General features: G+C 50.2%; 10 protein-coding genes. 4 read left to right on the top strand and 6 right to left on the bottom strand.

Annotated features, from left to right (window positions below; translation table 11 throughout):
* Positions 1–260: 260 nt before the first annotated feature.
* Complete coding sequence (locus tag HCG48_RS09590) at positions 261–1,847, top strand: methyl-accepting chemotaxis protein (RefSeq protein ID WP_168568961.1); 1,587 nt, start codon at positions 261–263, stop codon at positions 1,845–1,847.
* Between the two features lie 152 nt (positions 1,848–1,999).
* Here HCG48_RS09590 and HCG48_RS09585 read toward each other — a convergent pair whose 3' ends face one another.
* On the bottom strand, positions 2,000–3,136 hold the full coding sequence (locus HCG48_RS09585; protein ID WP_168568960.1) for a sodium-dependent bicarbonate transport family permease: 1,137 nt from the start codon (positions 3,134–3,136) through the stop codon (positions 2,000–2,002).
* Between the two features lie 1,449 nt (positions 3,137–4,585).
* Here HCG48_RS09585 and HCG48_RS09580 point away from each other — a divergent pair.
* Positions 4,586–4,900: a P-II family nitrogen regulator gene (locus HCG48_RS09580; protein ID WP_168568959.1), complete on the top strand. Its 315-nt coding sequence runs from the start codon at positions 4,586–4,588 to the stop codon at positions 4,898–4,900.
* 164 nt (positions 4,901–5,064) lie between these two features.
* On the opposite strand, the gene HCG48_RS09575 is transcribed toward HCG48_RS09580, so the two are convergent.
* From HCG48_RS09575 to HCG48_RS09555, 5 genes are all read right to left on the bottom strand, one after another.
* The gene (locus HCG48_RS09575) at positions 5,065–6,069 is read right to left on the bottom strand and encodes an RNA-guided endonuclease TnpB family protein (protein ID WP_246260001.1); all 1,005 of its coding nucleotides are present in this window, start codon (positions 6,067–6,069) and stop codon (positions 5,065–5,067) included.
* Positions 6,070–6,490: 421 nt separating this feature from the next.
* Positions 6,491–6,925, bottom strand: a complete 435-nt coding sequence (locus HCG48_RS09570; protein ID WP_168568958.1) for an Hsp20/alpha crystallin family protein — start codon at positions 6,923–6,925, stop codon at positions 6,491–6,493.
* A 290-nt stretch (positions 6,926–7,215) separates the two neighbouring features.
* Complete coding sequence (locus tag HCG48_RS09565; protein WP_168568957.1) at positions 7,216–7,551, bottom strand: ribulose bisphosphate carboxylase small subunit; 336 nt, start codon at positions 7,549–7,551, stop codon at positions 7,216–7,218.
* 74 nt (positions 7,552–7,625) lie between these two features.
* Positions 7,626–8,027 carry a RuBisCO chaperone RbcX gene (gene rcbX, locus HCG48_RS09560; RefSeq protein WP_168568956.1) on the bottom strand — a complete coding sequence of 134 codons (402 nt, stop codon included), beginning with the start codon at positions 8,025–8,027 and terminating at the stop codon, positions 7,626–7,628.
* 288 nt (positions 8,028–8,315) lie between these two features.
* Complete coding sequence (locus HCG48_RS09555; protein ID WP_168568955.1) at positions 8,316–9,746, bottom strand: form I ribulose bisphosphate carboxylase large subunit; 1,431 nt, start codon at positions 9,744–9,746, stop codon at positions 8,316–8,318.
* 487 nt (positions 9,747–10,233) lie between these two features.
* Here HCG48_RS09555 and HCG48_RS09550 point away from each other — a divergent pair, with 487 nt between their 5' ends.
* Together HCG48_RS09550 and panB are read left to right on the top strand one after the other, a co-directional pair.
* Positions 10,234–11,967, top strand: a complete 1,734-nt coding sequence (locus tag HCG48_RS09550) for a serine/threonine protein kinase (protein ID WP_168568954.1) — start codon at positions 10,234–10,236, stop codon at positions 11,965–11,967.
* 147 nt (positions 11,968–12,114) lie between these two features.
* A complete protein-coding gene (gene panB, locus HCG48_RS09545; RefSeq protein ID WP_168568953.1) occupies positions 12,115–12,894 on the top strand; it encodes a 3-methyl-2-oxobutanoate hydroxymethyltransferase in 780 nt (259 codons plus the stop codon).
* Positions 12,895–13,273 lie beyond the last annotated feature (379 nt).

Raw genomic sequence — 13,273 nt, 5'->3', positions numbered from 1 at the left:
CTGTACAAATGACTTGAAACTAAAATTGCGCGATCGCGTCAAGACTTACAGTAACTTCATAGGTTTACAAATATTTTCAATAGTTTAAAAGATGCGTCAATTTTTGAGTCAACCTGATGAGGGGCGAAAAATTTTTCTGTCCCTACGGTGGTTCCCTTAAATCCAGGAATGATAGATAGGGGTCGTAAATGTCTCTCTGTTTAACATCAATCGATCTTTAGTCTACAAACATAACAATATTCTAATTCAACCGATAGACGATGTACAAATATATCAGCGCGATCGCCGGAACGATTGTCGTTTCTGCTTTATTTCCCCCATTGTTTGAAGGATCTTCAATGTTTCCTCCTTATTTGATTGTTTTTACAGCTATTCTCATCATTCTGACGGCGATCGCCATTTTAATTCGCCTCGGAATCTATCAGCATCTGCGATATCTCAGTCGCCGCGTCAGTTACTTGATCGACCAAGAACCGCGCGGCAAAAAGCCGAAAATTGTTGAAGAACTCGAACGCCGGGTGTATGAAATGCACCCAAATTTAGAACAACTCAATACTTCCGCTCTCATCGATCGCGTTTACAGTCAATATCTCTATCGCAACGAGCAGTTAGATTATCTCTGTCGGTTTTTTCCCAATTTATTACTCGCATTAGGACTCCTCGGAACCTTCCTCGGAATTACGATCAATCTCAATCTTTTAAGTCAAACGATTAACGAATTTGGGGTAGGTAGTATTGACGATTTAATTACTCAAGTTCAGCGACCGTTACAAGGGATGGGGATTGCTTTTATTAGTAGCCTTACGGCAGTCACTTGTAGTGCTATTTTAACGATCGTTAATTTATTACGAAATACGACGATTGCAAAATATCAACTGATCGGGAATCTAGAAGACTATTTAACCAATATTTACGAACCTGCATTAGGCAAACGATCGCCCCTCGATAAAGCCGTCGATCGCATTGAAGGGTTATTAAATAACTTAGGCGATCGATTTGCGATCGCGGTCAGTCAAGCCGTCGAAACCTCTTTAGGCGGTAAAGTAGACCAAATTGTTGAAGGAAATCGCGAAGCCAATCATCTAGCGACACAAGTTTACAATCGCTTTATGGAATCTGCCAGTTCGATGATGTCTGGCGCAACTATTTTCCGGGAATCCGCGCAAACCTTTGAACGAACTCAATTTGCTAATAAATTAGCGAGTTCGACGGAACATTTAGCGACTACTCAGCGCGATTTATCGCGATCGGCGGCGGTGTTAAATCAATCGACTCAGGGGATCCAACTGGCGATCGCCTCCCTACAAAGCACGAGTCAAGAAATGATTCATTTAGGCGAACAAGTCGGCCATATTAGTAAAAAGTCTACTCAAGTTCTCGACGTCACCGAAGCGAACCAACGGTCCCTGGGTCAAATTGTGGCGCAACTGCAACAAAGCGCCGAAATTTTCCATTCCGTGATTAAAACCATCGACGCTTTACAAAAACGGATGACAACGCGCGGCGATCGCTTCGTAGAAGTCCAGGGAGAACTGACGCGATTGGTGGATCTTCTACAGGTTTATACGGAACAAATGAATATCGGAATAACGAAATTAGGCGATCGCCTCGTCTCCACGTTGCGAGAAGAAACTTCCCCCGATCGCGGACAAGTCGTCGCCTCGCGCATTTCTAAACTTGGCAACGATCTCAACTCCGTACAAGCACAACTCACCGAACTCGTCGAGTCTTTAAACCGTCCCGAATCCTCAGAAAATACCTTAATTCAACCGCCAACATCTTCTCAAGAAGACAATACCAACCCTTTCAATCCGAACTTATTAAATTCTGAAGAAGACGAAAAATAAACTTCTAAATAGAGCGCCAATTTAATTTGGCAAAAGGTCTACTATTTCTAACCACCTGTCTGCTGAATGGAGACGACGCAGACCTTGGCATAGACATCGAGTTGGTCGGTCGCCGGGCTGGGGTAGCACCGGCAGACTGCGACCGTCTGGAATCAGCTACTCATGAGCGCCTGGGCAAGACCGATGTAGAGCGGTATTCCTACAGCAAGCGCAACTGGGGTGCCGACGGCTGTGGACGAACCCACGTAGGCGGAGGGATTGGCCTTGGGAATACCAGCTCGTAAAGTGGGCGGCCCGGAGATGTCCGAACTGGAGGCGGCGATGACGGCCAGGATCACGACGCCGCCAGGGCTGAATCCCGTAATTTGGTGGGCAACCATGCCGAAACCGAAGGCAATGAGTCCATGCAGCAGAGGTGCCACAAAGGCATATACGGCGTACCACTGAGCCACCTTGCGCAGCTCGCCGATCCTTGCCCAGGCTTCCATCCCCATGACCAGCATCAGGATCGAAAGTAGACCTCGGAAGAGGGGATCGAAGAAGCTTTCATAGACACTTTCGGGCTGGGTTAGTATGCCTAGGGCAAGGCCAAGTAGTAGTGCCGATAGAGCAGAACCCTGGAGACTTTCCTTGACGATCGGCCAGATCTTGACCCGGTTGTCTTCAGTACCGCGTTGCTGGCTGAGATACTCCTGCCGGGTGGTGGGATACTCCGGCTCGCTGGGATAGCCGCCTGCGGCAACCGCCTGCTTGCTGAGAGCCTCTTGCTTGCTGAGATTCTCTTCTGCGGCACGGCGCTGCTTCTGCTTGCTTGTATAAAGGCTGGCTAACACGATCGCCGTCACGAGGGCGGGGATGTCCATGAAGGGATAGAGTGCGGCAGCCCAGGGTTCGTATTGTATACTTTCCGATTCTAGCATTGTCAGGGCGGCGGCCAGGGTAGAGCCACTCACAGCACCGAACAAGCCTGCAGTTGCAATAGCATCCACAGTTTTGATACCCGGCAAGTTGGCTAGTGTGTAGCGCCCGATGAACACGATCAGAATCCCAATTACCACCGCAAACAGTGCGGGCAATAGCATCGCCGCGAGATCGGCATTGCGAATCGCAATACCGCCGCTCAGCCCGACTTTGATCAGCAGCATGAAGACGATGAATTTATAGATTGCATCTGGGATTTGCAGTCGGCTATTGACGGCGGCAATGACCATACCACCAATCAGAAAGCCGAGTGTCGGTGACTGCAACTTATCCACGAAGCGCGTCAAGAACTCGGATAAAAACTCCACGAATTGAATACCTCCTTACACCTCCTCTAACGAGGAGTGACTATTGTGATAGGTGAGCTTTAAAAACTAAGGGCGAAACGGTTCACCCCTAAAGCACAGGGGTTATGCTAGAACCTGTGGCCAGGGTGTTCGGAGATTGCTGCTCTCCGAACGGGGATCGAAGGTGTCACTGTCGTGGAACACCTCTTATAGATCGAGATTTATTAAGACCTGAATCTCGATGTGTTTAAGTCTATCCTGAAATGTACAGATTTTTGCGCTCTGTAACATGGATTTGAAATACAATGTCAAATTCAAATCATAAGTTTTTCTTTTTCTTGTTTGGCGATCCCCATCTCTGGTTAATGTGAATTGCGATCGCCTTTCTCCATAGGACATGCCGTTTATCAAAGATTCAAATGAGTATCATTCCCTCTGTTGGCTGATTGGCGCTGTCCTTTGTTGCGATCGGACTCGGCGTGTTGGGCCTATCCCTCCAGAAAACATCGGTGAATGAAACATCAATTCAGCGCTTTACCAAGTGCTGCGAACAACGATCCGATCTGCCCCCTGCCACTACAACATACAGTTGACCAACTGTTAACCATCGTCGGCACCCAAGATTGCGCCGAGACGGATGCGCTCGTCAGTCAAGAAGATCCTCTGGTGCTAGAGTGATTGGAGTTGCACAACTGACAACCCCTGGCTGGCTTTACTCAGTTCATCTGGCTGTCCCTAAGCATCAACCCGAGTGAAGATATTACCCCGTTGCGATCGCTCAAAAACCTCGAACATCTCTTCATCGTCAACAATGCCACTCGTGATTTAGCGCCGCTCAGTGAATGGACTACCTTCGAGATCCTGACTCTCTATGACAACAACATCAGAAACCTGTTGCCCCTACAGCACTCGGGCATCTCATGAGGTACAGTGCCGAGCCCCCTATCCCCCCAACCCCCCTTTCAAAGGGGGGTTGGGGGGATTTTGGGGGGTTAGAGGAAAGTCCCCCGTTTTAAGGGGGATTTAGGGGGATCTAAATGTCTTGCATAGCAGAGGAAAATGCTGTATCGGCCCTGACACAGCTACTTTGATGTTATTGCACAGTTACGCTTCAAAAGGTAAAGTAATGTTTGTTATCAAAAAAACTTGGGTCTAAGAGACCGTCTTTCCACAACGACTTTGACAACTTTTCCCCTACAATACAGTCAGTCGCCATAGGGCATTGGGAGACTTTAAACGGACGTGGAGAGACGGTGAGACTACTGAGTAGCCAGTCTCGATGAAACATCAAGGAATCACCGTTCCTTGAGGACGGTGAGGTATGTCAACGAGTACAAAAGCAAAGCAAGTACAACTCAATACTTTGCCATTGATGAGGCAATTCGCACCGTTCAATTCGTGCGAATTAACTGTCTTGGGTATTTGATGTATAATCAAGGCGTTAATTAAGTACAGCAAGAGGTAACCCACATGACCCAGCAAACCAGCAAGCTCGTCATTGTCACGGAAAAGTTGTTGCTGAAAAAGATCGCCAAGATCATCGACGAAGCCGGGGCTACCGGTTATACGGTGGTGGCTGCTGGCGGTAAAGGGAGTCGCAACGTGCGATCGTCGGGACAACCTACCGTTGGCGATTTCTACTCGAATATAAAGATCGAGATACTCACCGCAAATCGGGAGATCGCCCTGAGAATCTCGGATGAGGTCGCAGCGCGGTTTTTCGACGATTATTCGGGCATCACCTATATCTGTGACGCGGAGGTGCTACACGCGCATACGTTCTGACCCACAACCCCTTAGTGGTGCAGAAAAGTCGTCTACGGTCAAGGGTTTCATCGTGAGAACGTCACCAGCGTTGAGAACTCAATCTGAGAGTTTCACGACCTATTCCCACTGATGGATCTGTAGCCGTTGCAACAGGTGCTTACGAGTGAACTACCGCTATTGAATCAAAGATTACAATAGCGGCTTCCCTCTTCACTGGGGACTGCGCTAGATAGAACTGAAGTTCTACCACCTCGTCTTACATCCCCTCCAAGGGCAGTAGAGCGAGTTCCTAACTCTAATATCCGTAAGCCTTCATTTTTGAGATTGATGGCGGCATTGATGTCCCTGTCATGATGGGTTTGGCGATGTTCGCAAGTCCAGCTTCTCGCATCAAGAGACAAGCTTTTGGTTTGATTGAGGCATACATGGCAGGTTTTAGAAGAAGGAAAAAATCGATCGACTTCTAGATAAACTTTTCCTTCTGATTCAGCCTTGTACTTTAACATCGTACAAAACATTCCCCAACCGACATCACTAATCGCTTTGGCGAGTTGGTGATGGCGAACCATACCTATCCCCCCTTTAGTTCCCCCCTTATTAAGGGGGGTTAGGGGGGATTCGACCACAATCACTTGGTTTTCGTTCACTATCTTACGGGATAGCTTGTGGAGAAAATCTTCACGACAGCGACTTATTTTGGCGTGAATCTTGGCAACTTTTACCCGCGATTTATTGCGGTTGTTGCTGCCTTTCCTTTTTCGAGCGTGTTTTTGCTGTTTTCTTTTTAGGTTTTGCGCGTGTTTATCAAAATGCTTGGGATTATTGTATTTCGACCCCTCACTGGTCATCGCAAAATCGGTCAGCCCTAAATCAATGCCAATTGCTTTTCCTTCAGTTGAGGGAAAGGGAGGTTCTTCTCTACCCTCTACCAAAACTGAAGCATAATATTTACCATCTGGATTTTTGGAGAGGGTTACAGTTTTGATTTTTCCCTCAAAACTTCGATGCTGACGACAACGCACTAACCCAACTTTAGGCAGTTTGATGTAATTTCCCTCAAACTTAACATTTTGAGGATAACTGATAGATTGCCTTCCCTGCTTGGATTTAAATCGGGGTAATTTTGCCCATCGCCGATATAGCCAGATGATAAGATTATAACTGATTTGCCGAAGAGTCGCTTTCATCCCACGATTCACCTTCGGTAGAATCGGGGAATTCCCGCTCCCATTGTTAAAACCGCGATCCGCCAGGAGTGTCACCGAACACCCAGGCGGAATTTACTTATGTTTCTTCGCAAACATCACTTGATAGTCCTCGAAGGCGACACTGGCACTAGGGGTTCCAAAACTGTTTGTACTACCCTCAGCGAACGATCGCCCCACATCACAGTCCCCTCCGCCAGACAATCAAGTTGCAACAATTTGAACTCAAACCCATCAAATCAAAAAACAAATCAAAAAAAAGGGGAAGTGCGATCGCATTTCCCCTCTGGAATCTTAACCCTTGTTGTCGTTTGTTGTCGTTTCGGTGGCCAAACCGTCCGCGATCGATCGAGTTGGTCTCGTCGAAAGGGACGGTTTGACCCTTACTGGAGTGAATTTGCCCTTAGCTGACGCTTACTTTGAAGACTTTATGTTTTTCTTCGTCCGCTTTCGGTAGGTGCACTTTGAGAATGCCGTCTTTGTATTCAGCTTTCACTTCGGTATTTTGGATTTTCGCAGGTAAGGGAATCACGCGGCTGAATTTGCCATAGCGGAATTCAGTGCGGGTGGTTCCACCTTCTTCGCTGCGGGTTTCGCTGCGGCGTTCGCCACTGATGCGGACGGCTTCGGCGGTGACTTCGATATCGAGATCGTTCGGTTCCATTCCTGGAACTTCTAATTTCAAATCGAATGCGTCTGGGGTTTCGTCGAGTTCGGCAGGGGGTGCAAAGGCGATTCCAGTGCGTTCTCCGTCGGGGGAGAGACTTTCAAACAGGCGATTCATTTCCCGTTGTAAGCTATCGATTTCTCGGAAGGGTTCCCAACGAATCAGTGCCATAATTCTCGACCTCCTGAGTTTCGCTGCTGTAAGTGGATGAGGTAGGCTTGGAGGAGTTGGTTTGTACCTCTTTCTGTACTTACTTTATCGAGGTCGGGCGATCGCCCGAGTTCGGTTTTGTGCCTGAAAAAGGTGCAAATTGCCGCACTCCACGACCCGCAAAGGAGGTCGGTGTAGCGTTTTTTTCTAAAAATAAACAATAACAAGAGCAAAGGGACGAAACTCGCGCTGAGTTTCGTCCCTTTTTTAAATTGGATCTAATTTTCGCTCCGTTTCAGGGCTGCGAGAATTTAGAAGCGGCTGCCACCGGGTTTGTGAACGATGAAGCTGAGGATTTGGCACTGCTTCACGTTATCGAAACCGACGATGCGGATGAAGCAGTTGGGATACTCGGAACGGCAGGCTTGAACTTCGCTGAGTACTTCTTGAGTAGAGCGAGCGCCGAACAAGGGCAGTTTCCACATGGTCCAGTAGTAGACCGTGGGATCGGAGTCTTCGTTAAACTCGATCGCCGGAATGTAACCTTGGTCTAAGATGTACTGGACTTGACGGGTAATTTGGGCGTCGGTGAGGGGGGGAAGATAGGAAAGAGTTTCGTAACGACGCTCTTTAGGCAGAGTTTTCATGGGTTGCTTACTCGATATGCTCGTGGATCTACGATGAATGCTTGTGGGGTTGGCCGGAGCCAAAACCCGAAGGGTCAACTGGAATGCTCGTCTGCGTTCGGTCTGGAGGCGGTGTCTTCGCGATCGCGATCGCCAACACTAATGCTGGTCATCCGCTCCAGATGTTGCCGTCGATGTTCCATGTTGGCTTGTTGGATATTCGTGCGAACCATTTCCGGCAAAAAATCTGAAATTTCCTCCGCCAAATGCGCTCTTACCGTCATCATCCGTAAGGCTAAATCCGGTTTGGCCTGCATCAAATCTTCCAGATAGGCTTCTCCATCTTGCATTTTGTCGCTTTTGGAAAAGCTTTGCAGCCAGTAGGCTAAAGGTGGATTCGTTTCACTTAACTGAGCCATCACGGTTCGCATCGCCTGATAGGTTAAATAGCTGGCGAGGACTTTGGCCGTACTTTTGGCAATCTGTTTGATATCCATAACGGTTGTCAATGGCGATCGCGTGAGTTGCTTTTAGGGAAGTTTTTTTTATTCTTCTCAAATCCGATGGAGCCAAATGTTCAATTTGGATACACCACCTTACTCCCTTTCCCTGCGGCAAACAGCAGTGAGGGATACTCTGATTTGATTTGAAATCCACAACTCCCTTTGAGGCGATCGCACCCGATTGCCAACGCTTCAGGCACTCCGTCCACCTGCGGCTAACAGGCGATCTCGGGGGAGGTACAAGATGCGCTCTGGCTCTTTCCCTCCCACCAAAGGTCTCGATTAGACCGTATCCATCGCCTCGAACTCGAACTTGATTTCTTTCCAGAGTTCGCAAGCGGCAGCCAGTTCGGGGCACCAGCGAGCGGCTTCGCGGATAACGTCGTTCCCTTCGCGAGCCAAGTTGCGGCCTTCGTTACGGGCTTGGATGCAAGCTTCGAGAGCGACACGGTTCGCGGTCGCACCGGGAGCGTTCCCCCAGGGGTGACCCAAGGTTCCACCACCGAACTGCAGCACGGAGTCGTCGCCGAAGATTTCGACCAACGCGGGCATGTGCCATACGTGGATCCCACCGGAGGCAACGGCCATCACGCCGCCCATCGAGGCCCAGTCCTGGGTGAAGTAGATCCCGCGAGACTTGTCTTGTTCGACGTAGTTTTCACGCAGCAAGTCCACGAAGCCCATGGTGATGCCGCGTTCGCCTTCGAGTTTACCGACGACGGTTCCGGTGTGGATGTGGTCGCCACCGGACATCCGCAAGCATTTTGCCAAGACGCGGAAGTGGATCCCGTGGTTTTTCTGACGGTCGATCACGGCGTGCATGGCGCGGTGAATGTGCAGCAACAAGCCGTTATCGCGGCACCATTTCGCCAAGGTGGTGTTGGCGGTGAAGCCAGCCGTCAAGAAGTCGTGCATGATAATGGGCATTTCGAGTTCTTTGGCGAACTCGGCCCGTTTCATCATTTCTTCGCAAGTCGGGGCGGTGACGTTGAGGTAGTGACCTTTGATTTCGCCCGTTTCCGCTTGAGCTTTGTGGATGGCGTCGGCGACGAACAAGAAGCGATCGCGCCAGCGTTGGAACGGCTGCGAGTTGATGTTTTCGTCGTCTTTGGTGAAGTCCAAACCGCCGCGCAAGCATTCGTAAACCGCACGACCGTAGTTTTTCGCGGACAGACCGAGTTTCGGTTTGATCGTGCAACCGAGTAAGGGACGACCGTATTTGTTGATCTTGTCACGCTCGACCTGAATCCCGTGGGGCGGGCCTTGGAAGGTCTTCAGGTAAGCAACCGGAATCCGTAAATCTTCCAAACGCAAGGCACGCAAGGCTTTAAACCCGAACACGTTCCCCACGATCGAGGTCAACATGTTGGTGACGGAGCCTTCTTCAAACAGATCCAACGGATAAGCAACGTAGCAAATATATTGGTTATCTTCGTTGGCAACAGGTTCGATGTCGTAGCAACGACCTTTGTAGCGATCCAAATCGGTCAGCAAGTCGGTCCACACGGTGGTCCAGGTTCCGGTGGACGACTCAGCCGCAACTGCAGCTCCTGCTTCTTCCGGCGGCACTCCAGGCTGCGGGGTCATCCGGAACGCTGCCAAAATATCGGTATCTTTGGGAGTGTAATCCGGAGTGTAGTAAGTCAGTTTATAATCTTTTACCCCAGCGTCGTAGCCGGATTTTGACTGCGTTTGAGTCGAACTGTAAGACATAATCCCCCTTCCTAGGAATCTTCTAAACTTTCCGCAGCCTCGCCTGTCTCCCAGTTCCCTTTTGAGTGCTTTTCGCGCTCCCAGGTGGTGGAACCTGTAAGTCTCTAGCTCCTGCTCTGGGGGGGTTCACGGAATCAGCAGGCTGCTTGCGTTCGTTTGCTAATTAAATATATCAGGAATCCGATAAGATAAACTTCAAATATCTTTTATTCTCAGATAATTATTGTTTATCCCCTGTAGCAAAACTTAATTTTTTGTTACATCTTAAAATTGCCTTTTTATGGTATGGAAAGGGAGTGCGGACGGAAAGGGATCGTCTTTGACTGAAGAAGGGACGATCGCCGAGGGCATAACAATAAAATCTTTACGAAGGGGATCGACGCCGGGGATCGCGACTGGGGGATCGAAAGTCGGGAGGGGGACGGCGTGGTTCCGATCGCCCCGATTGGATCGAGCATCAACTATTTATTGATTGTCGAGCATTTTCATGCAGTTCACCGAGCTTCACTGCATCAATCCCGATTGTTCGCGACCGTTCCCTCAAAGTGGGGGGAATCAATTTTGTCAAAATTGTGGCACGCCCCTGTGCGTGGCGCGGCGCTACTGGGCTTTACAAAAATTAGGAACCGGGGGATTTGCGATCGCCTATCTCGCTCACGACAGTCGCGACGATCGCCAATGCGTCCTCAAAGTCTTAACCGAAACCCAACCGAAAGCCGTCGAACTGTTCGAGCAAGAAGCGCGGGTGTTAATGAATTTGCGCCATCCCGGAGTCCCTCGGGTAGAAGCAGACGGCTATTTTCTCCTTCACCTGAACTTTCCCCAGGCGCGATCGCTGCCCTGTTTGGTGATGGAAAAAATCGAGGGAGAAACCTTACAACATCTGCTCGATCGCCATCCCCAGGGCTTTAACGAATCTCAGGTAGTGGACTGGCTCAACCAAACCCTCGATATTTTAGAAGAGTTACACCGACATCGCATTATCCACCGCGACCTCAAACCCGCGAATTTGATGGTAAGGGTGACAAGCGGACAGGTCGTAGCGATCGACTTTGGCGGCGCCAAACATCTCGGCGCCGTTCAGGGAAGTTCGACGCGCTTATTTTCTCCGGGCTACAGTCCCCCGGAACAAATCGCCGGGGGCTCGGTCGGCCCGACGGCAGATTTTTATGCGTTGGGTCGCACCTGCGTTCACTTACTCACCGGAAAACCGCCGGGAGAATTCGACGATCCGATGACCCTCGAATGTCGCTGGCGTGCGGCGGTGGCGGTTTCCCCGATGTTGGGGGCTGCGATCGATCGCGCGATTGCCGGGCGTCCGGAAGAGCGCCCCGCCGATGTTGCCGAATTTCGCGCCATTTTGGGCAATCTTTCGGCAATTCAGACCCTCGTGCGCCAGCGAAAACCGAGTCTGGGGGCGATCGCCTGGACCCAAACCGCGATCGCCTTGCAAGTCGTCGGAACCGCTCTCAAACGAGGAGGAGGAGCGATCGCCCGGGTCACTCGCTTCGCTGGTGGGGCGATCGCCGCCGTCGTGCAAACCAGCTTGAGCGTCCTCGGGTGGAGTTGGCGCGCCTGTTGGGATACGCTGATGGGAATGTTGATGGGCGGACTCGGCGCCAGCATTGGGGCGAGTGTCGGCTTCGGTCTGACTTACGGATCCGGAGTCGGACTGCGACTGAGCGATCGCCTCTCCACCGCGATCGCGCAATGGTTTCCCGGGACCGAGGTGGCGATCGATCCGGTGGTGTTGCTGTTTGCCTTCGCCGGACTCGGAACCGCCCTGGGATTGACCGAAGCAGGGAGTTTCGGACAACATCGCCGCTTTATCATCGCCGGGGCGATGGGGATCTTCGGATATAGTTGTGGGGCGTTGACCTTAAATCGGAGCGGGTTGGGTGAGGCGATCGCCGTACCGGAGTTCGTGATTTTCAGCGCGATCGCAATCGCCTCGATTGCCCTCGGTTTGGGATTGCCCCGTTACCAGCTCTTCCACGCCACCACCAGTGCGATCGGCACCGCCACCTTATTAATGGTGGGTTTATATGCTTTTTCCGCCCCGGTCTGGTTTCCCTTTCTCGCCCTAACCAGCGCTCCCGGTTGGCCTGAATTTTGGGAAAGTCTGGTCTTTTTCAGCCTTTTAGGAATTCTCGGCAGTTTTTGTCTCGGTGTTAGCTATTATCTGCTCGTTCCTTTGTTGCGATTGCTCGGTTGGCGCTGAAGCAGGAAGAGACAAGAGGTAATAGGCGATCGGCGAACCGTCCCGCCACTCCTCAACATCGGCATCCTCCAACTTGCCGCCAAAATACCTACCCCACTCCCCACTTCCCCAATTTAAAATTTAAAATCTACAATCTACAATCTCCTTATGCCAGTTACCCCCCAGGATTTGAACCAATGGAAACAGCAGGGGCGTCGGATTGTGGCGCTTACTGCATGGGATTACGCTTCGGCGCGGTTGCTCGATCGCTCCGGAGTCGATCTGATCCTCGTTGGAGACTCATTAGCGATGGTGTCGTTGGGGTATGAAACGACCTTACCCCTGACCCTCGATGAAATGCTACACCATGCCAAAGCCGTGCGGCGCGGGGTGGTCAATGCCCTCACCGTAGTCGATTTACCGTTTTTGACCTATCAAGAAAGTCCCGAACAAGCTTTGCACTGTGCGGGACGGATCTTGAAAGAAACCGGGGCGCAAGCGGTGAAGTTAGAAGGGGGTTATCCTGAGATGGTCGCTACAGTCAGCCGTCTGGTTCGCGTCGGAATTCCGGTACTCGGTCACGTGGGGTTGACCCCCCAATCGGTGCATCAGTTGGGCTATCGCAAGCAAGGAAAAACCCCGGAAGCGGGGGAAAGAATTTTAAACGAGGCGATCGCCCTTGAAGAAGCGGGAGCGTTTGGGGTGGTGTTGGAACATATTCCAGCACCATTAGCCCAGCGCATTACCGATCGCCTCGCGATCGTGACGATCGGCATCGGTGCGGGTCCCCATTGTGACGGTCAAATTTTAGTCACTCACGATTTACTCGGACTGAGCGATCGCCAGCCGCCCTTTGCCAAGGTTTATGCCAATTTGCAGCACACCATTGGCGAGGCGATCGCCCAATACAGCACGGAAGTTAAAGAAGGTCGCTTCCCGGAGGCATAACCACGGCATATTAAGGGTTTTAGCCTCAATAGAAACGTGGCGATCGCCCCAATCCCCTTGCGATCGCTACGTTTTTTAGTTAGACCATCAAAATTATTTATACTTCTCGATCGAGAAAAATAGGCCATCGATTTTTAACCTTTTTTTACTTTATAGTTACAATTTATTTTAGAATATAAATCTTACAAATTAAAATAATTAGATATTTTTAATAATGCTTGTTTTTTACAAAACATTCATCGATTCATCCTTCCAGACGGCCCGAAATAATCAGTTACGTCAATAGAAATTTATAGGTCAGGTGTTAACATAAGCAGATGCTTATAACCCTGTAAGCATCTGCTTATAAGCTTGTAGTCATATTTTCCAAATTTCCTCC

It is taken from the genome of Oxynema aestuarii AP17 (assembly GCF_012295525.1).
In the GTDB taxonomy this organism is placed as follows: domain Bacteria; phylum Cyanobacteriota; class Cyanobacteriia; order Cyanobacteriales; family Laspinemataceae; genus Oxynema; species Oxynema aestuarii.
Note: the sequence above shows the minus strand (reverse complement) of the source record. Positions and strands in the feature narration are given on the sequence as shown.